The sequence below is a fragment of the Streptomyces sp. NPDC059010 genome (genome assembly GCF_042740355.1).
Lineage (GTDB): Bacteria > Actinomycetota > Actinomycetes > Streptomycetales > Streptomycetaceae > Streptomyces.
The window spans coordinates 254,957-279,768 of sequence record NZ_JBHYJA010000002.1; the positions used below are offsets into that span (position 1 = coordinate 254,957).

A 24,812-nucleotide genomic window follows, 5' to 3' on the forward strand; every position below is an offset into this window, starting at 1 on the left:
CGATGTCAGACCAGGTTCACCGACCGGGCCGACGTCGCGCCGATCTCCTCGGCGACCTCCGTCAGCACGGCCTGCGTCACCGTGTCGTCGACGGTGAGGACGGCGAGCGCCTCGCCACCGGCCACCGCCCGCGAGACCTGCATACCGGCGATGTTGATGCCGGCCTCGCCGAAGATGCGGCCGACGGTGCCGACGACACCGGGACGGTCCTCGTACTTCAGGACGACCATGTGCTCGGCCAGCGCGAGGTCGACGTCGTAGTCGCCGACCGCGACGATCTTCTGCAGGTGCTTGGGGCCGGCCAGCGTGCCGGAGACCGACACCTCCTCGCCGCCCGAGAGCGTGCCGCGCACGGTGACGACGTTGCGGTGGTCGGTCGCCTCCGAGCTGGTGGTCAGCCGCACCTCGACGCCGCGCTCCTGGGCGAACAGCGGGGCGTTGACGTACGACACCGTCTCGTCGACGACGTCCTCGAAGACACCCTTGAGGGCGCTGAGCTCCAGCACCTTCACATCGTGCTGGGTGATCTCGCCGTACACCTCGACGTCGAGGCGGACCGCGACCTCACCGGCGAGCGCCGTGAAGATCCGGCCGAGGCGCTCGGCGAGCGGCAGACCCGGCTTGACGTCCTCGGCGATGACGCCGCCCTGGACGTTCACCGCGTCGGGCACGAGCTCACCGGCGAGGGCGAGGCGCACCGAGCGGGCGACGGCGATACCGGCCTTCTCCTGCGCCTCGTCGGTGGAGGCGCCGAGGTGCGGGGTGGCGACGACCTGGTCGAACTCGAACAGCGGGGAGTCCGTGCAGGGCTCCTTCGCGTACACGTCGAGACCGGCGCCGGCGACCCGGCCCTCCTTGAGGGCGGAGTACAGCGCCTCCTCGTCGACGATCCCGCCGCGCGCGGCGTTGACGATGCGCACGCTCGGCTTGACCTTGCGCAGCGCCTCGTCGCCGATGAGGCCGACGGTCTCGGGGGTCTTGGGCAGGTGGACGGTGATGAAGTCGGAGACCTCAAGCAGCTCGTCCAGCGACAGCACCTTGACGCCCATCTGCGCGGCACGCGCGGGCTGGATGTACGGGTCGTAGGCGACGACCTTCATGCCGAAGCCGGACATGCGCTGGGCGACCAGCGCACCGATGCGGCCCAGACCCACGACACCGAGGGTCTTCTCGGCGAGCTCCACACCGGTGTACTTGCTGCGCTTCCACTCGCCGTTCTTGAGCGCGGCGTTGGCCTGCGGGATGTGGCGGGCGGTGGCGACGAGCAGACCGCAGGCCAGCTCGGCGGCGGTCACGATGTTCGAGGTGGGGGCGTTGACGACCATCACGCCGGCCTTGGTGGCGGCGGAGACGTCGACATTGTCCAGGCCGACGCCGGCTCGCGCGACGACCTTGAGCTTCTTGGCGGCGGCGATCGCCTCGGCGTCCACCTTGGTGGCGGAGCGGATCAGGATCGCGTCCACGCCGGCGATGGCCGGGAGCAGCTCGGCTCGGTCCGCTCCGTTGCAGTGGCGGATCTCGAAGTCGGGGCCAAGGGCGTCGACAGTGGCAGGCGACAGCTCTTCGGCAATTAGTACGACGGGTTTCGAGCTCACGTGAGTCCTCACATGTCCAATGCGGACGGCCGTCCCGACGGCCGCAGGCGGTGGAGGGTACTGGCCGCGTGGAAGACGCACGACGCTGTGGGCCTGACGCGTATGTAGTACGGCAGTGTAGTGCCGTGACGGAGGCGGTCCTGTGCCTCTGTGGAAGGATCACCCGTCCGTGACGCGACGGGATGGACAACGGGACCGGAGCGGCATGCTCCGGTCCCGTCGGCTGAGGCTTACGCCTCCTCGTTCACCCAGCTCATGAGCTTGCGCAGCTCCTTGCCGGTGGTCTCAAGCAGGTGCTCGGAGTCCTGCTTCTTGTACTCGTTGTACTTCTTCAGACCGCCGTGGTACTCGTCCATCCAGGCCTGGGCGAAGGTGCCGTCCTGGATCTCGGCGAGGACCTTCTTCATCTCGGCCTTGGTGGCGTCGGTGATGATCCGCGGGCCGGTGACGTAGTCGCCCCACTCGGCGGTCTCGGAGATCGACCAGCGCATCTTCTCCAGGCCGCCCTCGTACATGAGGTCCACGATCAGCTTCAGCTCGTGCAGGCACTCGAAGTACGCGATCTCCGGCTGGTAGCCCGCCTCGGTCAGCGTCTCGAAACCGGCCTTGACCAGCGCGGCCGTACCACCGCAGAGAACGGCCTGCTCACCGAACAGGTCGGTCTCGGTCTCCTCGGTGAAGGTCGTCTTGATGACGCCGGCGCGGGTGCCGCCGATGCCCTTGGCGTACGACAGGGCGAGCGCGAAGGCGTTGCCGGTCGCGTCCTGCTCGACGGCGGCGATACACGGAACGCCGCGGCCCTCCTCGTACTGACGGCGCACCAGGTGGCCCGGGCCCTTCGGGGCGACCATGCAGACGTCCACGCCGGCCGGGGGCTTGATGAAGCCGTAGCGGATGTTCAGGCCGTGACCGAAGAACAGGGCGTCGCCGTCGTTCAGGTTCGGCGCGATGTGCTCCTCGTAGACCTGGGCCTGGATCGGGTCCGGGACGAGGATCATGATGACGTCGGCCTCGGCGGCGGCCTCGGACGGGGTCACCACGCGCAGGCCCTGCTCCTCGGCCTTCGCCTTGGACTTGGAGCCCTCGTGCAGACCGACACGCACGTCGACACCCGAGTCACGGAGCGACAGCGCGTGGGCGTGGCCCTGGCTGCCGTAACCGATGACCGCGACCTTGCGGCCCTGGATGATGGACAGGTCGGCGTCGGCGTCGTAGAACAGCTCGGCCACTTTGGGTTCTCTCCTTGTGTGCAGGTGTTGCGTCCCACCGTATGACGGCGGGGGGAAGGGAAGTTTCGGGGTCTCGCTATACGGGCGGAATCCGGACGGCCGGTGTCACCCGACCGTCCGATACGCCCTTACGCCGACCGGTCCAGCGCCCGCAGCGAGCGGTCCGTGATCGAACGCGCGCCGCGTCCGATCGCGATCGTGCCGGACTGGACGAGCTCCTTGATGCCGAACGGCTCCAGCATCTTCAGCAGGGCCTCCAGCTTGTCGCTGGAGCCGGTGGCCTCGATGGTGACGGCCTCCGGGGAGACGTCGACGGTCTTGGCGCGGAACAGCTGGACGATCTCGACGATCTGGGAGCGGGTCTCGTTGTCGGCGCGGACCTTCACCAGAACGAGTTCGCGCTGAACGGCCGAACCCGGCTCCAGCTCGACGATCTTGAGGACGTTGACGAGCTTGTTGAGCTGCTTGGTCACCTGCTCCAGTGGCAGGTCCTCGATCACGTTCACCACGATGGTGATGCGGGAGATCTCCGGGTGCTCGGTGACGCCGACCGCGAGCGAGTCGATGTTGAAGCCGCGGCGGGAGAACAGTGCGGCGATCCGGGCGAGGATGCCCGGGGTGTTCTCCACCAGGACGGAGAGCGTGTGCTTGGACATGGTCTTTTTACGTCTCTCTCGCTCAGTCGTCTTCGTTGTCGCCGAAGTCGGGGCGGACGTCCCGGGCGGCCATGATCTCGTCGTTGGAGGTGCCGGCGGCGACCATCGGCCACACCATCGCGTCCTCGTGGACGATGAAGTCCACGACGACCGGGCGGTCGTTGATCGAGTTCGCCTCCTCGATGGCCTTGTCCAGGTCCTCCGGCCGCTCACAGCGGATCGCGTAGCAGCCCATGGCCTCCGACAGCTTCACGAAGTCGGGGACGCGGGTGCCGGCGCTCGGCTGCTTGCCGTCGGCCTCGGGGCCGGAGTGCAGCACGGTGTTGGAGTAGCGCTGGTTGTAGAACAGGGTCTGCCACTGGCGGACCATCCCGAGGGCGCCGTTGTTGATGATGGCGACCTTGATCGGGATGTTGTTCAGGGCGCAGGTGGTGAGCTCCTGGTTGGTCATCTGGAAGCAGCCGTCGCCGTCGATCGCCCAGACGGTCTGTGCCGGGGCTCCGGCCTTGGCGCCCATCGCGGCCGGGACCGCGTAGCCCATCGTCCCGGCGCCGCCGGAGTTCAGCCAGGTGGCGGGCCTGTCGTACTGGACGAAGTGGGCGGCCCACATCTGGTGCTGGCCGACGCCCGCCGCGAAGATCGTGCCCTCGGGGGCGAGCTGTCCGATGCGCTCGATGACCTGCTGCGGGGACAGCGAGCCGTCCTCGGGCTGGTCGTAGCCGAGCGGGTAGGTCTCGCGCCAGCGGTTGAGGTCGTTCCACCAGGCGGTGTAGTCGCCCTGGTGGCCCTCGGCGTGCTCCTTCTGGACGGCCTGGACCAGGTCGGCGATGACCTCGCGGGCGTCACCGACGATCGGCACGTCGGCGGCGCGGTTCTTGCCGATCTCGGCCGGGTCGATGTCGGCGTGGACGATCTTGGCGTACGGGGCGAAGCTGTCCAGCTTGCCGGTGACGCGGTCGTCGAAGCGGGCTCCGAGGGCGACGATCAGGTCGGCCTTCTGCAGCGCGGTGACGGCGGTGACCGCACCGTGCATGCCCGGCATTCCCACGTGCAGCGGGTGGCTGTCGGGGAATGCGCCGAGCGCCATCAGGGTGGTGGTGACGGGCGCTCCGGTGAGTTCCGCGAGGACCTTCAGCTCGGCGGTGGCGCCGGCCTTGATGACCCCGCCGCCGACGTAGAGGACCGGCCGCCTGGCGGCGGTGATCAGCTTGGCGGCCTCGCGGATCTGCTTGGCGTGCGGCTTGGTGACGGGCCGGTAGCCGGGCAGGTCCATGGTGGGCGGCCAGGAGAAGGTGGTCCTGGCCTGGAGGGCGTCCTTGGAGATGTCGACCAGGACCGGGCCGGGGCGGCCGGTCGAGGCGATGTGGAACGCCTGGGCGATCACCCGCGGGATGTCCTCGGCCTTGGTGACCAGGAAGTTGTGCTTGGTGATCGGCATGGTGATGCCGACGATGTCCGCCTCCTGGAAGGCGTCCGTACCGATCGCCTTGGACGCGACCTGCCCGGTGATCGCCACGAGCGGCACCGAGTCCATGTGCGCGTCGGCGATCGGCGTGACCAGGTTGGTGGCACCGGGGCCGGAGGTCGCCATGCAGACGCCGACCCTGCCGGTGGCCTGCGCATAGCCGGTGGCCGCGTGGCCGGCGCCCTGCTCGTGCCGGACCAGGACGTGGCGGACCTTGGTGGAGTCCATCAGCGGGTCGTACGCCGGAAGGATCGCACCGCCGGGGATACCGAATACCGTGTCGGCGCCGACTTCCTCAAGGGAACGGATGAGGGACTGCGCACCCGTGACGTGCTCGGTCACGGGCTGCTGTCCTCCGGATCGGGGCCGTGGCTGCGGATTATGGGCCCCGGAGGCCTGCTCGGTCATCGGCATTCTCTTCTCGATGCTGAGGGTTTTTGCGAGGTTTGAGCGGAGTTCGGGCGTTGCACGAATGGCGCCTGTGCAACAAAAAACCCCTCGTGCCAAAAGGCAAGCGAGGGGAGCGCGCCGGGTGTGGTCGCTGGGAGTTCCGGTTCTGTCCGGACGTCACCAGCTTCAGCCGACGCGCTTTCCAAGTACGAGAATTCGGGTGCGCATGGCACTGACCCTCCCCCCGGCGCACACCCGGTGTCAAGTGGGTGGGACGGGAGTCTCATTATGTGAGCGGAGGGCACTTCCGCCTCCGAGAACAGCGGCCACACCACCGGTGTACACCCCCGCACCCCTGTCCAGGGCGCGTTCACCTCCAACACGTCCGTTCGGCTCTCTCACACCACCCGCGAAGGCGGGCTCCACCGGCCCGTGCGGCACCGGATAGTGGCCGGAACTGAGCGCCCGGCGCAGCCGGTACTCGTCCAGCGGCCCGGAGAACGCCATGCCCTGCCCGTGTGTGCACCCCATCGCGCGCAGCGCGACGACCTGCTCCGGCAGGTCCACGCCGTCGGCCACGGACTGCAGCCCGAGATCCCCGGCGATCCGCAGCAGCCCACCCGTGATCTTGTGCAGCCGGGCGGACTCGACGACTCCCTCGACCAGGCTGCGGTCGAGCCTGAGGACGTCGACGGGGAGCCGGCGCAGGGCCGTGATCGCCGCGAACCCGCTGCCGAAGCCGTCCAGGGCGACCCGCACACCGATTCTGCGCAGGCCGCTGAGACGGCGCTCCAGTTCGTCCAGCGAGGCGCGGGGGTCGAGGTCGGACAGCTCGATGACCAGCGACCCGGACGGCAGCCCGTGCCGGGTCAGCAGCGCCTCGATCGAGCCGAGCGGCATCGACCGGTCCAGCAGCCGGCGCGCGCCCATCCGCACGACGACGGGTACGGCGAGCCCCGTCGCGGTGCGTTCGGCGGCCTGCTCGACGGCCTCCTCCAGCATCCAGCGGCCCAGCTCGGCGGTCTTGTCGCTGTCCTCGGCCACCCGCAGGAACTCGGCGGGCGTGAACAGCACCCCTTGCGAGGACCGCCAGCGCGCCTGGGCGGCGACCGAGGTGATCCGGCCGTCCGCCAGACACACCACCGGCTGGTGCAGCAGCGCGAACTCGCCGTCGTGCAGCGCGGCCCGCAGACGTGTGGCCAGCTCCGCCTTGCGTACGACGTCCTGCTGCATCTGCGGCTTGTACAGCTCGACGCGGCCCTTGCCGCCCGCCTTGGCGCGGTACATGGCCAGGTCGGCGTTGCGCAGCAGTTCCCCCGCGCCGAGGCCCGGCTCGGCGAAGGCGACGCCGATGGAGGCGTTGACACGGACATCGTTGCCGTCGATGAGGTACGGCTGCGACAGGGTCAGTCTGAGCCGGTCGGCGAGCTCCACGATGTGCCGTTCGCGGGCGGTGCGGTCCCGGGTGTGGTCCCCGACGATCAGGGCCGCGAACTCGTCGCCGCCCAGCCGGGACGCGGTGTCCCCGCGCCGGACCGTGTCCTGGAGTCTGCGGGCGGCCTGGACGAGCAGTTCGTCCCCGGCCTGGTGTCCGATCGTGTCGTTGACGCCCTTGAAGCCGTCGAGGTCGATGAAGAGCACGGCCGTGTTGCGCAGGGCGAGGCCCCGGTCGGAGGCACGGCGGCCGGAGAGGGCCTGCTGCACGCGCTGGGTGAACAGCGCGCGGTTGGGCAGGTCGGTGAGCGGGTCATGCTCGGCGTTGTGCTGGAGCTGCGCCTGCAGGCGCACTCTTTCGGTCACGTCCCGGCTGTTGAAGATGAGTCCGCCGTGGTGCCGGTTGACCGTTGACTCGACGTTGAGCCAGCTGTCCTCGCCGGACCGGAAGCGGCACTCGATGCGCGTAGTGGGTTCCTCAAGTGGGCTGGCGGCGAGGAAGCGGCGCACTTCGTGCACCACGCAGCCCAGGTCCTCCGGGTGGATGAGATTGGCCAGTTCCGTACCCACCAGATCCTCGGCGGAGCGGCCGTAGACCCCGGCGGCGGCCGGGGAGACGTACCGGAGGATGCCGTTGGGTGCGGCGATCATGATGACGTCGCTGGAGCCCTGCACCAGGGAGCGGAAGTGGTTCTCCTTCTGCGCCAGCTCCTGGGTCAGGGTGATGTTGTCGAGCAGCATGATGCCCTGGCGCACCACCAGGGCGAGCACGACGGTGCCGCCGGTGATGAGCACCACGCGGTCGACGCTGCGGCCGTTGAGGACGTTGTAGAGGATCCCCAGGGTGCAGACGGCGGCGGCGAGGTACGGCGTGAGGGCGGCCAGGGAGCCGGAGATCGGCCGGGTGGCCGGGTACCGGGTGTGATCACCTCCCTGCGCGGGGGTGTGGTGGTGGCTTCCGCCGCGCTGTCCCGGCACATGCTCGTGCACCACGCGCGTGTGCCCCGCCGAGGGGTGCCGGTCGGCCTCCTCCTGCCCGCGCCGGGGCGCGGCCCACGGGGCGTACGCCAGGAGCAGCGAGCCGGCGAACCAGCCCGCGTCGAGCAGCTGGCCCGAGCGGTAGTTGTTGTGCAGCAGCGGCGAGGTGAACAGCGCGTCGCACATGACGGTCAGGGCGAGCGCGCCGATCGCCGTGTTGACCGCGGTGCGGTTGGCCGAGGAGCGGCGGAAGTGCAGCGCGAGCACCATGCTGACCAGGGCGATGTCGAGCAGCGGGTAGGCGAGCGAGAGCGCGGTGTGCGCCACGCTGATCCCACCGCCGGAGTCGAGCTTGGCCGCCTGGGCCAGGGCGAGGCTCCACGCCAGTGTCAGGAGCGAGCCGCCGATCAGCCAGGCGTCCAGCCCGAGGCAGACCCAGCCGGCCTTGGTCACCGGTCGCTTGGCGAGCACCAGGAGTCCCACGATGGCGGGCGGCGCGAAGCACAGGAAGAACCCGTCGGCGTAGGAGGGGCTGGGCACGGGCCGCTGCAGAACGACCTCGTACCACCCCCAGACCAGGTTGCCGAGGGCCGCCATCGCCGAGGAGAGGGCGAACAGCAGCCAGGCGGGTCGAAAGCGGATACGCCGGCTACGGGCGTAGCGGAAGCAGGACACGGCGGCGGCACCGGCCGCGGCGGCCAGTCCGAAGTCGCCCATGATCAGCGCGACTTGATCCGATCCCCAGCCGAGCGCGGAGCCGACGGCGTAGCCCGCGCACAGCAGGGCCAGAACGAGTTGCGGAACCATGCCCGAACCGCCGCCGGATGACGACAGCCGGGGCAGCATCGCCGCCGACGAGGGCTGTGCCCGCAGCGCCGAGTCGAGGGTCGTCGTGGGGGGCGGCGGCGAGCTCACCGGGCCCTCCCGGTCCGCGCCGCTCCCGGGTCCCGGGGGTCCCGGTGCGCCGGCTGCGCATGCCGCCTGCCGTGCCTGCGGTGGTGATGGTTGTGACGGCAGCCGTGAGTGCCTTGGTGGCCGCGTCTGCGCGCGGCCGTGACCCAGGGTCGCCGACGGCGGCCCCGTCGCGTCGGATCGCTCGTCCATAGGCCGTGCATCGCCCGTCGCCCCCCTCACAAATCTGAAATGTCCATCCCCGGCGCCGAACGTGCGCGGCGCAACCCCTGTCGGGACGATACACCAGTCTCGTCACTCAGGGACATAGTGCCTCTACGCTCCGTGACGACCAGCGCATATGCGAGTACGGACCGCTTCCATGAGGTTGCGGAGGGTACTCGAAGCGGATGACGAGCCTGTTGCACGCGGCGTACGCGACACCCGCGCGACGCTCAGCCCGTGAGCGTCACGCGCGCGGCGCGCCCGTCGTAAGGATCACGTTGCGCAACGGCTCCCGGTTCACATAACGACGCAACTGGTCCACCAGAAGCCGCTTGGCGCGCGGCAGGAACGCGGACGTCGGCCCGCCCACATGCGGGCTGATCAGCACGCCCGGCGCACGCCACAGGGGGTGCTCCCGGGGCAGCGGTTCAGGGTCGGTGACGTCCAGGGCCGCGGTGATGCGCCCGGTCTCCAACTCGGCGAGCAGCGCCTTGGTGTCGACCACGGGACCGCGGGCGACGTTGACCAGCAGCGCGCCGTCCTTCATCCGGGCCAGGAAGTCGGCGTCGGCCAGGTGACGGGTGGTGTCCGTGAGGGGGGTGGACAGGATGACGACGTCTGCTTCCGGCAGCAGGGCGGGCAGTTCGGTGAGCGGATGCACGGGTCCGCGCGCCGTGGTGCGCTCAGAGCGCGCGACGCGCGCCACCCGCGCGAGTTCAAAGGGTGCGAGCCGGTCCTCGATGGCGGCACCGATCGAGCCGTATCCCACGATGAGGACGTTCTTGTCCGCCAGCGCGGGCCGGAATCCGCCGAGCCACTCCCCCTTGTCCTGCGCCCGCACGAAGTCGGGGACACCGCGCAGGGAGGCGAGGATCAGCGTGAGGGTGAGCTCACCCGTGCTCGCTTCGTGCACCCCGCGCGCGTTGCACAGCCGCACGCCGGGGCGCAGGTGCTTGAGACCCGGCTCCACATGGTCGACGCCGGCGGAGAGCGTCTGCACGACCTCGACGGAGCTCATCCGCGGCAGGGGACGCTGCCCGAGCCCGGGTGGCTTCATGTACGGGACGACGTAGAAGACGCACGCGGCCGGGTCGGCGGGGAAGTCCTCGGCGCCGTCCCAATAGCGGTAGTTGGGGCCTTCCGGGAGGCCCTCGATGTCTTCGGGCGGGATGGGGAGCCACACGTCAGCGGTCATGTCAGGAGGCTATGTCAGGCGAACAGGAGTGCAGAGGTTAGGTTGGGGTGCCGGAAGAGGGAGGGTTACGGCCAGGTGGAGCGCAGGACGATCGGCGCGGCGGCACTCGCGGTGGGGGCCGTCGGGCTCGGGTGCATGCCGATGAACTGGGCGTACAGCTCGTCGCGGCAGCGGGGCGAGGAGTCGCTCAGGGCGGTGCACCGGGCACTCGATCTGGGCTCGACGCTGCTGGACACGGCCGATATGTACGGCCCGTTCACCAACGAGCTTTTGCTGGGGCGGGTGTTGAAGGAGCGCCGCCAGGACGCGTTCGTGTCGACGAAGGTCGGGCTGCTCGTCGGCGAACAGCACATCGTGGCCAACGGCCGCCCCGGCTACGTGAAACGGGCCTGCGACGCCTCCCTGCGCCGGCTGCAGACGGACGTCATAGACCTCTACCAGTTGCACCGCGCCGACCCCGAAGTCCCCGTGGAGGAGACGTGGGGCGCGATGGCGGAGCTCGTCCAGGCCGGAAAAGTACGGGCGTTGGGGCTGTGCGCGGTGGGCGCGCGGGGTGGCCGTCGCTCCGGGACCCGCCTGCACGATGCCACGATCCGGCAGTTGCAGCGGGTGCAGCAGGTCTTCCCGGTGAGCGCCGTGCAGGCGGAGCTGTCGGTGTGGTCGCCGGAGGCGCTGGAGACGCTGCTGCCGTGGTGCGCGGCGCGCGGCATCGGCTTCCTGGCGGCCATGCCCCTGGGCAACGGCTTCCTGACCGGCACGCTCACCCCCGGCGAGGGCTTCGAGCCGGACGACGTCCGCGCCCGGCACCCGCGCTTCACCGCGGAGATGATGGCGGCGAACCAGCCGATCGTGGCCGGCCTGCGCCGGATCGCGGCCCGGCACGGGGACGGGGTCACACCGGCGCAGGTGGCGCTGGCGTGGGTGCTGGCCCAGGGGCGGCATGTCGTCGTGGTGCCCGGGACCAAGCAGGAGCGCTGGGTGACGCAGAACGCGGGGGCCGAGGCGGTACGGCTGACCGAGCAGGATCTGGCCGAGGTGGCGGACCTGCCGGGGGCGCTGGGGTCCTGGGACTGACGTCCGCCGGAGCGCCCGGGCGGCATCCGCCAGGCATCCGCCCAGGCACCCGTCCAGGCGGTCGGAGCCCGCGGAGAGCTTGGCCAAGACCGGCCGGGGCTCGATCCGGCTGACGGCCGGGCGGTATCCGGCCAGGCGGTCGGAGTCGGCTGAGAGCCTCGTGGAGAGCCCGGCGGGAACCGGCCGGGGGATCCGGTCCCGTCGTGGGCCGGGCGGCGCTGATTCGGGGTTCATGGATCGGGAACCTCTGAGGCGCGAGCGGTGTATGAAGAGTAGAACCGGCCGCGTCGAAGGGACCGTGATCGTGCATCGTCGAGCTGTGACGGCCGTATGGGCCGCGGCCGCACTCCTGCTGACGGCCGGCTGCTCCTCCGACGACGGAGGGTCACCGGGCGAGGGCGAGAGCGCGGCATCCAGTACCGCCACGGCCGGAGGGTCGTCGCCCACTCGCCAGGCGGCCGAGACCCCACCGGCACAGGGCTCGGTCAAGGTCGTGCGCACGGTCACCGAGGGTCTGAAGACGCCCTGGGGTCTGGCTCCCCTCCCCGACGGCGACCTGCTCGTCTCCTCCCGAGACGAGGCCACGATCACGCGGGTCGACGGGGAGACCGGCAAGAAGACCGAGCTGGGCGAGGTACCGGGGGTGTCACCCGCGGGCGAGGGCGGTCTCATGGGCCTGGCGCTGTCGCCGGACTACGCCTCGGATCACATGGTCTACGCCTACTTCACCTCGGCCTCGGACAACCGCATCGTCCGCATGCTGTACGACGAGCAGAAGCCGTCCGGCGAGCAGCTGGGCGCGCCCGACACGATATTCAGGGGCATCCCCAAGGGCTATATCCACAACGGCGGCCGGATCGCCTTCGGCCCCGACAGGATGCTGTACGCGGGCACGGGTGAGAGCGGTGACACGGGGCTGTCGCAGGACAAGAAGTCCCTGGGCGGCAAGATCCTGCGCATGACACCGGAGGGCGAACCGGCCCCCGGCAACCCGTTCCCCGACTCCCCCGTGTACTCGTACGGCCACCGGAATGTGCAGGGCCTCGCCTGGGACTCCAAACAGCGCCTGTTCGCCTCGGAGTTCGGCCAGGACACCTGGGACGAACTGAACGCGATCAAGCCTGGCGACAACTACGGCTGGCCGGAGGTCGAGGGCAAGTCGGACGACGCCAAGTACCGCAATCCGCTGGCCCAGTGGGCAACCGACGACGCCTCCCCCAGCGGCATCGCCTATGCCAAGGGCTCCATATGGATGGCCGGTCTGAAGGGCCGGCGCCTGTGGCGCATCCCGCTGAACGGCACGGAGGCATCGGCGGCCCCGCAGGCGTTTTTGGAGGGCAAGTACGGCCGGCTGCGGACGGTGGTCCCGGCGGGCGGCGACAAGCTGTGGCTGACGACGAGCAATACGGACGGGCGAGGCGACCCCAAGGACGGGGACGACCGGATTCTGGAGGTGCGGGTGAGCTGAGCGGCCCTACTCCCTACTCCCTGCCGTCACTCCCTGCCGTCGCCCTCGTCGCCCTCGTCGTCTTCCTCGGCCGACGGCTCGGGCGGCCGTACGACCACCTTCCCGGACGCGAGATCTATCGGCCCGCGTCCGGGGTCGTTGTCCCCGACGTCCTCGCGGGTCAGTTCCAGTCGCTTCTGTTCGTCGCTGGTGTGCTTGCGGCCAGGGGAGAAGAGTTCCTCGAACGCGTTGAACACTGGACCTCCACAGGACCGACGTCCCTACGGACTTTTACAGCGTATATCTCAGTGTCAGCTCCCGTAGGCGAGCGTTTCGGCCGGAAACAGCCCCAGCCGATGCGCCACCGCGGCCGCCTCGCCCCTCCCCGAGACGCCGAGCTTCCCCAGGATGTTCGAGACATGGACGCTGGCCGTCTTCGGGGAGATGAAGAGTTCCTCGGCGATCTGGCGGTTGGTGCGGCCTGCGGAGACCAGGCGGAGGACGTCCCGTTCCCGGGTGGTGAGGCCGAGGGATTCGGCGGGGTGCGCGGAAGGCGAGTGCGGGGCTGCCGTGAGGGCGAGGCGGGCTCGCTGGGCCAGGTGGGCCGTGGCGTCGGCGAGGGGGCGGGCGCCCAGGTGGGTGGCGGTGGCATGGGTCAGGCGGAGCAGTTCCGTGGCGCGGGCGCGCTCGTCGTCGCCGCCGATCGCGAGCAGCGCCTCGGCCAGCCGGTGACGGACCTGGGCCAGGTCGTAGGGGCGTCCCATCGCCTCGAAGGCGGTGACCACGTCCGACCAGGTGTCGGGGGTGGCCCGGCTTCGGGCGCGGTCGAGTTCGGCTCGGGTCCACTTCTCGTAGGCCAGCCACAGGGGCGCGCCCGTGGTGAGCTTGCGGCAGGCCTCGGAGAGCCGTTCCAGGAAGGCGGTGCGGCCGTCCTGGGCGGCGGGCAGTGCGCGGGCATCGGCCTCGGAGACGGCGGCGGCCAGCACCACCGGCCAGGCGTAGCGCTGGGTGCCGGGCGGGAAGCCGGCGCTCAGGGCCCGGTCGGCTTCCGCTCGCGCGTCGAGGAGGCGGCCCTCGGCGGCGGCTGTGCCGATGGTGAGGCAGGACATCGGGAGGTTGTTCTGCGGCATGGGGTCGTGGGTGCCGTAGGAGGCGCGGGCGGCGGCGAGGTGGCGGACGGCCTCGGCGACCTCGCCGCGGGCGAGCGCGAGACGGGCGAGGGAGTTGGAGCCCCCGCCGCCCGGCTTGGCGGACTGTCCCGTGCGCTGGGCGTTGACCGCGGCCTCGGCGGCCTCGTCCCAGCGTCCGAGGGAGAGGAGCGACTCGGCGAGGTTCGCCCAGACCCAGGCCTCGGAGTCACGCAGGCCCATCTTCTGGGTCAGCCGCAGACCTTCCTGCAGAAGGCCGACGGAGTCCTCGGAGCGGCCGATGCCTTCCAGGGAGGACGGGAGGTTCACATGGCTGCGGCCGACGACGGCGGTGAGGCCGCGGGCCAGTACCTCGTCCCTCACCTCGTACATCTGGGCCAGTCCGGTCTCGATCTGGCCGGCGTCGACCATGAGTCCGCCGAGGGTGAGGCGGGCGTTCAGTTCGATGTCCTCGGCGCCCACCATGCGCGCGTACTCGACGGCCCGTTCGGCGGCGGAGACGGCCTCGGGGCCCGGGTTGTGCAGCATGGACCAGCCGGCCGCGGTGGCCAGTACCTCGGCGTGCACCTCGGACGGTGGCAGGCCGCGCACCAACTGCTGGGCGGTGCCGAGTTCCTGCCAGCCGTCGCCGCGGGCCAGGGCCTGGATCAGACGGGAGCGCTGCACCCAGAACCAGGCGGCGCGCAGCGGGTCGCCCTCTTCCTCCAGCAGGTGCAGGGCCCGCTTGGTGATCTTCAGAGCGCGTTCGCGTTCCCCGCACAGGCGTCCGGCGACGGCGGCCTCGGCCATCAGGTCGAGGTAGCGCAGGGGGGTGGTCGCGGGGTCGCAGCCGCAGGGCGGGTAGACCTCGGTGTAGTCGACGGGGCGCAGGGCGGCGCGGATGTCCTCCGGGGCGGAGTCCCACAGTTCCATCGCGCGTTCCAGCAGCCGCAGTTGCTCGGAGTGGGCGTGCCGGCGGCGGGCGGTGACGGAGGCGTCCAGGACGGCGGGCAGGGCCTTGGCGGGGTCGTGGGCGTGGTACCAGTAGCTGGCCAGCCGCATGACGCGCTGGTCGGCCGGGACGAGCGTCGGGTCGGCCTCCAGGGCTTCGGCGTAGTGCCGGTTGAGGCGGGAGCGTTCGCCGGGCAGCAGGTCGTCGCCGACGGCCTCGCGGACCAGGGAGTGCCGGAAGCGGTAGCCGTCGCCGGCGGGCGTGGCGATGAGGATGTTGGCGTTCACGGCGGCCCGCAGTGCCTCGATGAGGTCGTCCTCGGCGAGCCGGGTGACGGCGGCGAGCAGCCGGTACTCGACGGTGGAGCCGCCCTCGGCGACGATCCGGGCGACCCGCTGGGCGCTCTCGGGCAGCCGCTCGACCCGGACCAGGAGCAGGTCACGCAGCGAGTCGGTGAGTCCGGCGCAGGAGCCCTCGTGGGCGGCGACGGCGAGTTCCTCGACGAAGAAGGCGTTGCCGTCGGAGCGTTCGAAGATCTCGTCGACCTGGGCCGGCGCGGGTTCGGCGGCGAGGATGCCGGCGATCTGACGGCCCACCTCGGCGCGGTTGAAGCGGCCGAGTTCGATACGGCGGACCGTGCGCAGTCGGTCGAGTTCGGCGAGGAGGGGGCGCAGCGGGTGGCGGCGGTGGATGTCGTCGGAGCGGTAGGTGGCCAGCACGACGAGGCGGCCGGTGCGCAGGGTGCGGAAGAGATAGGCGAGGAGGTGGCGGGTGGAGGCGTCGGCCCAGTGCAGGTCCTCCAGGGCGACGACGACCGTGCGATGCGCGGCGACGCGCTCCAGGAGGCGGGCGGTGAGTTCGAAGAGGCGGGCCATGCCCTCCTCGTCGGACCGGTCCGGGCGCCGGGCGGGGGCCGTGTCGGCCAACTCGGGGAGCAGCCGGGCCAGTTCCTCCTCCTGGCCGGCGGCCGCGGCGGCGAGTTCCTCGGGCAGTTCGCGGCGCAGGGCGCGCAGGGCGGTGGAGAAGGGGGCGAACGGCAGGCCGTCGGCGCCTATCTCGACGCAGCCGCCGAGCGCGACGACGGCGCCCTCACGGGCGGCCGCGGTGGCGAACTCCTCGACGAGACGCGTCTTGCCGACCCCGGCCTCACCGCCGATCACCAACGCCTGCGGGTCGTCTGCGGCGGCTTGGGCGAGGGTGTCGTGCAGCGTCTCCAACTCTGCTGCGCGACCGACGAACACAGGGCTTACGGACCGGCTCTCCACGGGGGCGAGCATCGCACGCGCCGCTGACAGTCCGGCACCGGTTTTCTGGGGGCTGCCGCCCCCAGAGCCCCGCTTCGGCCCTGACGGGGCCTTGTCCTCAAGCGCCGGACGGGCTGAGAGATCCGGACGGGCTGGAAGATGCCGACCGGGGGCCAGGGATGAAACTCCCCCGACCCCCGTGTCCCCCGCCGTCACGCGGCACGTGGGTGCCGGTGCCTGCGGAAGCGGGAGGTATGTTCCTCCGTCGCCGCACCTTCGGTGGAGCGTTCCGTGGCCTCGCGGCGGGCGGCGCGGCGGAGGCGGAGGGCCTCGCGGGCCAGGCGCTCGTGCTCGGCCTTGCGGATCAGTTCGGTGGAACGGAGGTGGTGAAGCTCGTACGCATACATGGCGGGTCCCTCGTTCTGTCTGGTGAGAGTCGGTTTCGGTATCGCTTGCTGCGATGCCTCAACCTTCGTCTCCCAGGGGGGTCCGCCACATCGGGAGAGTTCCGCATCTTCGCCGGAGGGAGGGGCCTTAGACATGCGTGAGGGGCCTCAGGGCGCCGTCTAAGGTGCTTACGGCGGCCCTGAGACCCCTCGGGATCTGCGGTGAATCCGGCGGCTCAGCCCGCTGAGGGCAGACCCAGCAGCGCGTCGGTGTACTTGAGTACGGCCAGCAGCAGGCCGATGACGCCGAGCGCGACACCGCCCCAGGCGACCGACTTGATCCAGACGGCCTGCGGCTTGCCGGGCGTCCCGAACGCGGGACGGGCGAGCACCACGACGCCGACGATCAGCGCGGCCAGCGCGAACGCGCCGGCCCACAGGGCGGTGGCCTGCCAGGCGTCCCCGTAGCCACGCTCAAGCAGCTGGGAGACGTCCTGGGACTGCGACGCCGAGGACTCCAGCTGGGCGATCAGGTTCTGCCGCGCGGAGGCGATCGTGCCCAGCCAGCCACCGGTCAGGGAGACCAGGGCGAGCGCCACGGAGACCACGGCGCCCGCGCCCTGGCCGACGGCGGAGGAGCCCGCTTCCGTGGCCTCGGCGGTCACCTCGTCCTCGGCGTCGTCGTGCTCCGCCACCTCGTCGGCGTCGGTGGAGCCGGCGGCGTCGGTCGTCTTGACGACGTCCACCTTCTCCTCATCGGTCTTCGCTTCGGTGCCCGTCTCGGCCCCGGTCTCGTCCACTGTCTTCGTTCCCATGTCTCGCACCGTACGGACGCTGTCTGAGAAGTCTCTTAATGATCGCTGTGAGCGGCACGCGCGCGTGCCTCACGCCATTCGGGGGCCAGGATCGACCACACCTCCAGGTCGTGCCGCACCCCACCATAGGGGTAGCTCTCCCGCCGTACGCCCTCGCGGGTCATGCCGAGGCGGCGTGCCACGTTCAGGCTGGGTGTGTTCCCGGCGGCGGCGATCCACTCCACCCGGTGCATGCCGCGCCGCTCGACCGCGAAGTCGATGAGGATGCGCATCGCGCGGGTGACGAGCCCGCGCCCGGTGGCCGCGGGTTCCAGCCAGCAGCCGACCTCGCAGTTGGCGTTCTCGGCGTCGAAGTTGAGGAAGAGCACCCCGCCGACCAGCTTCCCCGCCAGCCACAGGCCGTGCAGGGACCCGGTGTCGGCGGCACGCATGTCGGCGTACCGCTGGAGCGTCTCGCGCGCGGAGTCCGCGTCGACGGCCTTGGAGCCGAAGGGGATGTACTGGTTGATGAACTCCCTCCCCCGCTCCAGATGGGCCAGGAACTCCTCGGCGTGCCAGGGCTCCAGGGGGCGCAGTTCGGCTCCGTCACCCAGCGATATCGCGTACATCCCGCTGCCGCTCCTCCTCCGCCAGCACGTCCGCCACCTCGGCGTCCGTCGCGGCGGCCAGCCTCTCATGGGCGGCGCGGGACTCGGGCGGCTCGATGCTGATGCGGGGCATGCGCTTGTCGAGCCAGCGGGGCAGCCACCAGTTGGCGCCGCCGAGCATGTGCATGAGGGCGGGGACGAGGAGGGTACGGAGCACGAAGGCGTCCAGGGCTACGGCGGCGGCCAGCGCGATGCCGAACATGGCGATCACGCGGTCGCCGCTGAGGACGAAGGCGAGGAACACCGAGATCATGATGACCGCGGCGGAGTTGATCACCCGGCTGGTCTCGGCGAGCCCGACCCGTACGGCCCGCCGGTTGTCGCCGGTCTCCAGCCACTCCTCGTACATCCGGCTGACCAGGAAGACCTGGTAGTCCATGGAGAGGCCGAACAGCACCGACACCATGATCACGGGGAGGAAGGGCTCGATCGGCCCGGCCCGGCCCAGGCCCAGCAGCTCGCTCCCCCAGCCCCACTGGAAGATCGCGACGACGACTCCGAAGGCGGCGGCGACGGCGGCCACGTTCATCGCGGCGGCCTTCAGGGGGATGCCGACGGACCGGAAGGCGAGCAGGAGCAGCAGACAGCCCAGGCCGATGACGACGCCGACGAACAGCGGCAGCTTGCCGACGATCACGTCGGCGAAGTCGTCGTAGCCGGCCGTCATGCCGCCGACCTGCACATCGAGCGAGGTGCCGGTCTCGGCGCGGGGCAGGACCTCGGAGCGCAGCCGGTCGACGAGATCGCTGGTCTGCCGCGACTGCGGGGAGGACTCCGGTACGACGGTGAGGTACGCGGTGTCGCCGCCGGAGCTGTACGTCACGGGCGTCACCGACGCGACGCCCTCGGTGCCCCGCAGGGTCGCGTCGAGGTTGTCGAGGGCGAGCTTGTCGTCGCCGCCGTCGACCTCGGTGACCAGGGTGAGCGGGCCGTTCACGCCGGGCCCGAAGCCGTCGGCGAGGAGGTCGTAGGCCTGGCGGGTGGTGGAGGTCTCCGGGTTGTTGCCCTGGTCGGAGGTGCCCAGGCGCAGGCCGAGGGTGGGCAGGGCGAGGACCGTGATGACGGCCAGGGCGATCGCGCCGAGCGCCTTGGGGTGGCGCTCCACGAACGCCGACCAGCGGGCGGCGAACCCGGTCGGCACCTCGGGCTCCGGTCCATGTTCGGTCAGCCGGCGCCGCTCGCGGCGGCTGAGGGCGCGCATGCCGATGAAGGACAGCAGGGCGGGCAGCAGCGTCACGGAGGCGGCGACCGTGAGGACCACGGTGAGCGAGGCGGCGATCGCGACGCCGTTGAGGAAGCTGAGCTGCAGGATCAGCATCCCGAGCAGGGCTATGCACACCGTCGCGCCCGCGAACACCACCGCGCGTCCGGTGGTCGCCACGGCGTTCGTGATCGACTCGGTGACGGGCAGCCCGCGTTTCAGCCCGCGCCGGTGCCGGGTGACGATGAACAGCGCGTAGTCGATGCCGACGCCGAGGCCGATGAGCATGCCCAGCATGGGTGCGAAGTCGGCGACGGTCATGGCGTGCCCGAGCAGCGCGATCCCGGCGTACGCGGTGCCGACGCTGACGAGCGCGGTGGCGATGGGCAGCAGCGAGGCGGCGAGCGAGCCGAAGGCGAGGAACAGCACGACCGCGGCGACGGCCACCCCGACGATCTCGGCGATGTGCCCGCCCGGCGACTCGGTGAGCCCGACGGCACTGCCGCCCAGCTCCACCTGGAGCCCGTCGGCCTCCGCGTCCTTGGCCGCGCTCACCACGGCCTGCGCCTCGCCCTTGTCGAGGTTCTCGGCGCTGTCAGCGAAGGTGACGGTGGCGTACGCCGTGTGTCCGTCCTCGCTGATCTGGGCGGCGCCCTGCTTGTCGTAGGGGCTGCCGACGGCCGCGACGCCGGGCAGTTCGGCGATCTCGTCCAGGGTGTGGGTCATCGTCTGTTCGACGTCGGCGGCGCGGACGGTGCCGGACGTGGTGTGCCAGACGACGGTGTCGCTGTCGCCGCCGAGGCCGGGGAAGCCGTCCGTCAGGAGCTGGGTGGCGTGGCCGGACTCGGTACCGGGGACTTCGTAGTCGTTCGAGTACGCGGTGCCCGTGACGGCGGCGGCCGCGCTCACCCCGCCGAAAGCGAGCAGCCAGAGCAGTACGGCGACGAGGCGGCGTTGGACACACCAGCGTGCTAGAGCTGCCACGAACGTGCTCCCGGGGGACGATTTATGGATCTTTGGCCGGGATCAGTCGTTCATAAAGTGAACAGCCCGCAAAGAACGCATGAGCGATGTGAAGCAAACTCTCGCAGGCCGAGGAGATCGTTTGCCCCGTTCGTGGGGTTATTCACAGGAGTGGGAGGCAGATCACAGGACAGTAACGGCCACTCTGTCGCTCCCGGGTGACGCCTTTCACATCAGTCGAACTGGTCCCCCAGCGCCATCACCATCACTCCGGTGACGAGCAGCCACAGCGCCCGGCGCGTACGCCCCCGCGAGCCGAGGAACGCGGCCAGCGCGCAGACGGCGGCGCCGCATGCGTAGGCGGCCGGGACGAGGGCCGGGGCGGATCCGGTGGCCCGCATGACCGACGCGGACAGCCCGGCGAGGGTCAGCAGCACCCCGGCGGCAGCGGCCGTCCAGCGGGCCCGCCGCGCCACCTGCGCCGGGTCCTCGTCGTCCGCCGGCTCCTCGACGTGCAATTCGTCGGGCGCCTCGGTCCGGTCCTCCCCCGTCTCGGATATCTCGGAATCACCACGTCCACTCATGGCGGGCGAGCGTAGCGCGTCGCGCCGGGAAACCTGATGCGGGGCCGTGCGGTGCGCTGCTAGCTTCCGAAGGTCATCCACTGTGCGGCACATCGCCGCCGACCTGGGCAGGTGCATTGTTTGAGCGTCCGGCCGAGCTCCTCCGTATCCCCTTCCGCCTTCCAGGACTCAAGGAGCCCGTACACCGATGCCGGACATCACCCCGGGGACCTCGAATGAGGACCTCACCCAGCGGCTGACCCACGCCCGCTACCCGCGCAGCAACAACTACGACATCCGCTGGGTCATCGAGAACCAGATGGGCCCGAACGCACTGTGGCTGCTGGAGTGGCTGGCCCCCGCCCTCGGCCTGGACGCCCTGCGCCCCTGCGCCCGCGTCCTCGACCTGGGCTGCGGCCGGGCGATGACCTCCGTCTTCCTGGCCAGGGAGTACGACGCCCAGGTCACCGCCGCCGACCTCTGGATCAAGCCCGACGAGAACGCCCGGCGCGTCGCCGAGGCCGGTTTCGCCGACCGCGTGCTGCCCGTGCACGCCGAGGCGCACGACCTGCCGTTCGCCGAGGGCAGCTTCGATGCGATCGTGAGCATCGACGCTTACCAGTACTTCGGCACGAACGATCTCTATCTGCCCACGCTCACCCGCCTGTTGAAGCCCGGCGGGCGGATCGGTGTCGTCGTGCCCGCGCTGCGGGAGGAGCCGGCCGGTCTCGAACCGCCGGAGCATCTCAAGCCCTGGTGGGAGCCCGACTTCTGGTGCTTCCACTCCGCCGAGTGGTGGCGGCGCCACTGGACCCGCGGCGGGGCCGTCGAGGTCGAGGCCGCCGACTGGCAGCCGGACGGCTGGCGGGACTGGCTGCTGTGGTGCGACGTGATCGCCGAGGAGAGCCCGGCGGAGTTCCATCGCACGATGGCCCGCCGGGTCGGCGACATGGTGCGCCATGACGAGGGCCGCGCGCTGGGCTTCGTACGACTCGTAGGGCGCCGTAAGTGACCCCGTGAGCACCACTACGGCCCCGGAGGACCTGCCTCCGGGGCCGTACGGCTCTCGGCGCTCAGCCCTCGCTGACGCCCAGCTTCTCCAGGATCAGCTCCTTGACGCGCGCGGCGTCGGCCTGACCCCGGGTGGCCTTCATGACCGCGCCGACCAGGGCGCCGGCCGCGGCGACCTTGCCGGAGCGGATCTTGTCGGCGATGCCCGGGTTGCCTGCGATGGCCTCGTCGACGGCGGTGCCCAGGGCGCCCTCGTCGGAGACGACCTTCAGACCGCGCTTGTCGACGACCTCGTCCGGGGTGCCCTCGCCCGCGAGGACGCCCTCGATGACCTGGCGGGCCAGCTTGTCGTTCAGGTCGCCCTTCGAGACCAGCTCGGTGACGCGCGCGACCTGCGCCGGGGTGATCGCCAGCTCGTCCAGGGACTTGCCCGACTCGTTGGCGCTGCGGGCGAGTTCGCCCATCCACCACTTGCGGGCGGAGGCCGCGTCGGCACCGGCGTCGATCGTGGCGACGATCGGGTCCAGCGCACCGGCGTTGAGGATCGCCTGCATCTCGGTGGCCGAGATGCCCCACTCCGCGAGGAGCCGGTTGCGGCGGACCAGCGGCAGCTCGGGCAGGGCGGCGCGGATCTCCTCGACCCACTCACGGGACGGGGCGACCGGCACCAGGTCCGGCTCCGGGAAGTACCGGTAGTCCTCGGCCTCTTCCTTCACTCGGCCCGAGGTCGTGGACCCCGTGTCCTCGTGGAAGTGCCGGGTCTCCTGGATGATCGTCCCGCCGCTGCTCAGCACGGCGGCGTGCCGCTGGATCTCGAAGCGCGCCGCGCGCTCCACGGACCGCAGCGAGTTGACGTTCTTCGTCTCCGAACGCGTGCCGAACTTCTCGGTGCCGTTCGGGCGCAGCGACAGGTTCACGTCGCAGCGCATCTGGCCCATCTCCATCCGGGCCTCGGAGACGCCGAGCGCCCGGATGAGCTCGCGCAGCTCACGGACGTACGCCTTCGCCACCTCGGGGGCACGCTCGCCGGCGCCCTCGATCGGCTTGGTGACGATCTCGATGAGGGGGATGCCGGCGCGGTTGTAGTCGAGCAGCGAGTGCGAGGCGCCGTGGATACGGCCCGTCGCGCCGCCGACGTGCGTCGACTTGCCGGTGTCCTCCTCCATGTGGGCGCGCTCGATCTCCACGCGGAAGGTCTCGCCGTCCTCCAGCTGTACGTCGAGGTAGCCGTTGAAGGCGATCGGCTCGTCGTACTGGGAGGTCTGGAAGTTCTTCGGCATGTCCGGATAGAAGTAGTTCTTCCGGGCGAAGCGGCACCACTCGGCGATCTCGCAGTTCAGCGCGAGACCGATCTTGATCGCCGACTCGACGCCGGTCGCGTTGACGACCGGGAGCGCGCCGGGCAGGCCGAGGCAGGTGGGGCAGGTCTGCGTGTTGGCGTCCTGACCGAGCTCGGTCGAACAGCCGCAGAACATCTTGGTCTTGGTGCCGAGTTCGACATGGACCTCAAGGCCCATGACGGGGTCGTACGACGCGAGAGCGTCCTCGTACGACACCAGGTCGGTCGTGGTGGTCACGGTGAAACTTCCCTCTCAGCCCAGCAGGACGTCGTCGTCGCCCAGCCGCTTCAGCTCGCGGTAGAGGATGGCGAGGCCGGTGGCGATGGCGGCGGCGGACACGGCGGCGTCGATCAGGCGCAGCGTGTCGCTCTCCGTGCGGGCCTTCTTGGCCTGCTTGGCGACACTGACCGCACCGAACGCGGTGGTGGCCATGGACAGGTACAGACCGGACTTGGACTTCTTGAAGTCCTTGGCCTTCGACAGCTTGCTCACAGCGACGGTGCCTCCTCCAGAAGCGGGTGCCCCCACTTTTCCACGAAGGCCGCCTCGACGGCTGCCCCGACCTTGTAAAGACGATCGTCCTTCAACGCCGGGGCGATGATCTGGAGACCGACGGGGAGGTTGTCCTCCGGGGCGAGACCGCACGGCAGCGACATGGCCGCGTTGCCCGCGAGGTTCGTCGGGATGGTGCAGAGGTCGGCGAGGTACATCGCCATCGGGTCGTCGGCACGCTCGCCGATCGCGAAGGCCGTGGTCGGCGTCGTCGGGGAGACGATGACGTCGACCTGCTCGAAGGCCTTCTCGAAGTCGCGCGTGATGAGCGTGCGCACCTTCTGGGCGGAGCCGTAGTAGGCGTCGTAGTAGCCCGAGCTCAGCGCATACGTGCCGAGCATGATGCGGCGCTTCACCTCGGGGCCGAAGCCCGCCTCACGGGTGAGCGAGGTGACCTCCTCGGCGGAGTGGCTGCCGTCGTCGCCGGTCCGCCGCCCGTAGCGCAGGCCGTCGAAGCGGGCGAGGTTGGAGGAGCACTCGGAGGGCGCGATCAGGTAGTACGCGGAGAGCGCGAGGTCGAAGGACGGGCAGTCCAGCTCCACGATCTCGGCGCCCAGCTCCTTGAGGAGGGCCACCGACTCGTCGAAGCGCTGGATGACTCCGGCCTGGTAGCCCTCGCCGCGGAACTGCTTGACGACGCCGACGCGCATGCCCTCGACGCTGCCGTTGCGGGCGGCCTCGACGACCGGCGGGACGGGCACGTCGATCGACGTCGAGTCCAGCGGGTCGTGTCCGGCGATGACCTCGTGCAGCAGGGCCGCGTCCAGGACCGTACGGGCACAGGGCCCGCCCTGGTCGAGGGAGGACGAGAAGGCGACCATGCCGAAGCGGGAGACCGCGCCGTACGTCGGCTTCACACCGACCGTGCCGGTGACGGCGGCCGGCTGGCGGATGGAACCGCCGGTGTCGGTGCCGATGGCGAGGGGCGCCTGGAAGGAGGCGAGCGCGGCGGAGGAGCCGCCACCGGAGCCGCCGGGGATCTTGGTGAGGTCCCAGGGGTTGCCGGTCGGGCCGTAGGCGCTGTTCTCCGTCGACGACCCCATGGCGAACTCGTCCATGTTGGTCTTGCCGAGGATGACGACGTCAGCGGCCTTGAGGCGCTTGGTGAGGGTGGCGTCGTAGGGCGGAATCCAGCCTTCGAGGATCTTCGAACCGACGGTCGTCGGAATGCCCTCGGTGGTGAAGATGTCCTTGAGCGCGAGGGGGACGCCGGCCAGCGGGCCGAGCTTCTCGCCCTTGGCCCGCTTCTCGTCCACGGCCCGCGCCTGCGCCAGGGCGCCTTCGCGGTCGACGTGCAGGAAGGCGTGCACCTTCTCGTCGACGGCCTCGATGCGGGCCAGGTGGGCCTCGGTGACCTCGACGGCCGTGAGCTCGCCGGAGGCGATCTTCGCGGCGGTCTCGGCGGCGGTGAGCTTGATGATGTCCGTCATGA

General features: G+C 70.6%; 19 protein-coding genes. 3 read left to right on the forward strand and 16 right to left on the reverse strand.

The genetic code is table 11. From position 1 onward, the window contains the following. Positions 1 to 5: 5 nt before the first annotated feature. The 6 genes from serA to ACFWYS_RS03335 form a co-directional block, all read right to left on the reverse strand. Positions 6 to 1,595: a phosphoglycerate dehydrogenase gene (gene serA, locus ACFWYS_RS03310; protein WP_384762614.1), complete on the reverse strand. Its 1,590-nt coding sequence runs from the start codon at positions 1,593 to 1,595 to the stop codon at positions 6 to 8. A 230-nt stretch (positions 1,596 to 1,825) separates the two neighbouring features. Further along, positions 1,826 to 2,824, reverse strand: a complete 999-nt coding sequence (ilvC, locus tag ACFWYS_RS03315; RefSeq protein ID WP_272121842.1) for a ketol-acid reductoisomerase — start codon at positions 2,822 to 2,824, stop codon at positions 1,826 to 1,828. 128 nt (positions 2,825 to 2,952) lie between these two features. Then, complete coding sequence (gene ilvN / locus ACFWYS_RS03320; protein WP_384762616.1) at positions 2,953 to 3,480, reverse strand: acetolactate synthase small subunit; 528 nt, start codon at positions 3,478 to 3,480, stop codon at positions 2,953 to 2,955. A 22-nt stretch (positions 3,481 to 3,502) separates the two neighbouring features. Continuing rightward, positions 3,503 to 5,359, reverse strand: coding sequence for an acetolactate synthase large subunit (locus tag ACFWYS_RS03325; RefSeq protein WP_384762618.1), 1,857 nt, complete (start codon positions 5,357 to 5,359; stop codon positions 3,503 to 3,505). Positions 5,360 to 5,596: 237 nt separating this feature from the next. Next, entirely contained in the window at positions 5,597 to 8,662 is a 3,066-nt protein-coding gene (locus ACFWYS_RS03330) for a putative bifunctional diguanylate cyclase/phosphodiesterase (protein ID WP_384762620.1), read from the reverse strand. A 445-nt stretch (positions 8,663 to 9,107) separates the two neighbouring features. Continuing rightward, on the reverse strand, positions 9,108 to 10,058 hold the full coding sequence (locus tag ACFWYS_RS03335; protein WP_384762621.1) for a 2-hydroxyacid dehydrogenase: 951 nt from the start codon (positions 10,056 to 10,058) through the stop codon (positions 9,108 to 9,110). Between the two features lie 75 nt (positions 10,059 to 10,133). Here ACFWYS_RS03335 and ACFWYS_RS03340 point away from each other — a divergent pair, with 75 nt between their 5' ends. Both ACFWYS_RS03340 and ACFWYS_RS03345 read left to right on the forward strand, forming a co-directional pair. Then, positions 10,134 to 11,132, forward strand: coding sequence for an aldo/keto reductase (locus ACFWYS_RS03340; RefSeq protein WP_384762623.1), 999 nt, complete (start codon positions 10,134 to 10,136; stop codon positions 11,130 to 11,132). A gap of 265 nt (positions 11,133 to 11,397) precedes the next feature. Then, complete coding sequence (locus ACFWYS_RS03345) at positions 11,398 to 12,600, forward strand: PQQ-dependent sugar dehydrogenase (RefSeq protein ID WP_384762625.1); 1,203 nt, start codon at positions 11,398 to 11,400, stop codon at positions 12,598 to 12,600. Between the two features lie 26 nt (positions 12,601 to 12,626). Here the strand turns inward: ACFWYS_RS03345 and ACFWYS_RS03350 are convergent, their stop codons facing one another. The 7 genes from ACFWYS_RS03350 to ACFWYS_RS03380 all read right to left on the reverse strand — a co-directional run bounded on the left by ACFWYS_RS03350 (position 12,627) and on the right by ACFWYS_RS03380 (position 20,498). Then, complete coding sequence (locus ACFWYS_RS03350; RefSeq protein WP_384762627.1) at positions 12,627 to 12,836, reverse strand: DUF6191 domain-containing protein; 210 nt, start codon at positions 12,834 to 12,836, stop codon at positions 12,627 to 12,629. Positions 12,837 to 12,890: 54 nt separating this feature from the next. Further along, positions 12,891 to 15,935 (reverse strand): AAA family ATPase, encoded by a 3,045-nt coding sequence (locus ACFWYS_RS03355; RefSeq protein WP_384762628.1) that lies wholly within the window; start codon positions 15,933 to 15,935, stop codon positions 12,891 to 12,893. A gap of 179 nt (positions 15,936 to 16,114) precedes the next feature. Then, complete coding sequence (locus tag ACFWYS_RS03360; protein WP_384762630.1) at positions 16,115 to 16,309, reverse strand: hypothetical protein; 195 nt, start codon at positions 16,307 to 16,309, stop codon at positions 16,115 to 16,117. A 215-nt stretch (positions 16,310 to 16,524) separates the two neighbouring features. Further along, positions 16,525 to 17,103, reverse strand: coding sequence for a hypothetical protein (locus ACFWYS_RS03365; RefSeq protein ID WP_384762632.1), 579 nt, complete (start codon positions 17,101 to 17,103; stop codon positions 16,525 to 16,527). Positions 17,104 to 17,138: 35 nt separating this feature from the next. After that, positions 17,139 to 17,711 carry a GNAT family N-acetyltransferase gene (locus ACFWYS_RS03370; protein ID WP_384762634.1) on the reverse strand — a complete coding sequence of 191 codons (573 nt, stop codon included), beginning with the start codon at positions 17,709 to 17,711 and terminating at the stop codon, positions 17,139 to 17,141. Beyond that, the gene (locus tag ACFWYS_RS03375) at positions 17,689 to 19,935 is read right to left on the reverse strand and encodes an MMPL family transporter (protein ID WP_384762636.1); all 2,247 of its coding nucleotides are present in this window, start codon (positions 19,933 to 19,935) and stop codon (positions 17,689 to 17,691) included. Before ACFWYS_RS03375 ends, ACFWYS_RS03370 begins: the two co-directional genes overlap by 23 nt. A 212-nt stretch (positions 19,936 to 20,147) precedes the next feature. After that, entirely contained in the window at positions 20,148 to 20,498 is a 351-nt protein-coding gene (locus ACFWYS_RS03380; protein ID WP_384762638.1) for a hypothetical protein, read from the reverse strand. 187 nt (positions 20,499 to 20,685) lie between these two features. Between ACFWYS_RS03380 and ACFWYS_RS03385 the strand changes: the two genes are divergently transcribed. Beyond that, positions 20,686 to 21,489, forward strand: a complete 804-nt coding sequence (locus ACFWYS_RS03385) for a methyltransferase domain-containing protein (protein WP_384762640.1) — start codon at positions 20,686 to 20,688, stop codon at positions 21,487 to 21,489. Between the two features lie 61 nt (positions 21,490 to 21,550). Here ACFWYS_RS03385 and gatB read toward each other — a convergent pair whose 3' ends face one another. The 3 genes from gatB to gatA are packed head-to-tail and all read right to left on the reverse strand — an operon-like array spanning position 21,551 to position 24,810. Beyond that, entirely contained in the window at positions 21,551 to 23,065 is a 1,515-nt protein-coding gene (gene gatB / locus ACFWYS_RS03390; RefSeq protein ID WP_384762642.1) for an Asp-tRNA(Asn)/Glu-tRNA(Gln) amidotransferase subunit GatB, read from the reverse strand. 15 nt (positions 23,066 to 23,080) lie between these two features. Next, a complete protein-coding gene (locus ACFWYS_RS03395; protein WP_030950278.1) occupies positions 23,081 to 23,320 on the reverse strand; it encodes a hypothetical protein in 240 nt (79 codons plus the stop codon). Then, positions 23,317 to 24,810 (reverse strand): Asp-tRNA(Asn)/Glu-tRNA(Gln) amidotransferase subunit GatA, encoded by a 1,494-nt coding sequence (gene gatA, locus ACFWYS_RS03400; protein ID WP_384762644.1) that lies wholly within the window; start codon positions 24,808 to 24,810, stop codon positions 23,317 to 23,319. Before gatA ends, ACFWYS_RS03395 begins: the two co-directional genes overlap by 4 nt. Between the last annotated feature and the right edge of the window lie 2 nt (positions 24,811 to 24,812).

Excerpts from the sequence above, each read along its gene's own strand:
- ilvN (WP_384762616.1), bottom strand. The coding sequence starts at position 3,480 with ATGTCCAAGCACACGCTCTCCGTCCTGGTGGAGAACACCCCGGGCATC.
- ACFWYS_RS03325 (WP_384762618.1), bottom strand. The coding sequence starts at position 5,359 with ATGCCGATGACCGAGCAGGCCTCCGGGGCCCATAATCCGCAGCCACGG.
- ACFWYS_RS03335 (WP_384762621.1), bottom strand. The coding sequence starts at position 10,058 with ATGACCGCTGACGTGTGGCTCCCCATCCCGCCCGAAGACATCGAGGGC.
- ACFWYS_RS03345 (WP_384762625.1), top strand. The coding sequence starts at position 11,398 with ATGAAGAGTAGAACCGGCCGCGTCGAAGGGACCGTGATCGTGCATCGT.
- ACFWYS_RS03355 (WP_384762628.1), bottom strand. The coding sequence starts at position 15,935 with ATGCTCGCCCCCGTGGAGAGCCGGTCCGTAAGCCCTGTGTTCGTCGGT.
- ACFWYS_RS03360 (WP_384762630.1), bottom strand. The coding sequence starts at position 16,309 with ATGTATGCGTACGAGCTTCACCACCTCCGTTCCACCGAACTGATCCGC.
- ACFWYS_RS03365 (WP_384762632.1), bottom strand. The coding sequence starts at position 17,103 with ATGGGAACGAAGACAGTGGACGAGACCGGGGCCGAGACGGGCACCGAA.
- ACFWYS_RS03370 (WP_384762634.1), bottom strand. The coding sequence starts at position 17,711 with ATGTACGCGATATCGCTGGGTGACGGAGCCGAACTGCGCCCCCTGGAG.
- ACFWYS_RS03380 (WP_384762638.1), bottom strand. The coding sequence starts at position 20,498 with ATGAGTGGACGTGGTGATTCCGAGATATCCGAGACGGGGGAGGACCGG.
- ACFWYS_RS03385 (WP_384762640.1), top strand. The coding sequence starts at position 20,686 with ATGCCGGACATCACCCCGGGGACCTCGAATGAGGACCTCACCCAGCGG.
- gatA (WP_384762644.1), bottom strand. The coding sequence starts at position 24,810 with ATGACGGACATCATCAAGCTCACCGCCGCCGAGACCGCCGCGAAGATC.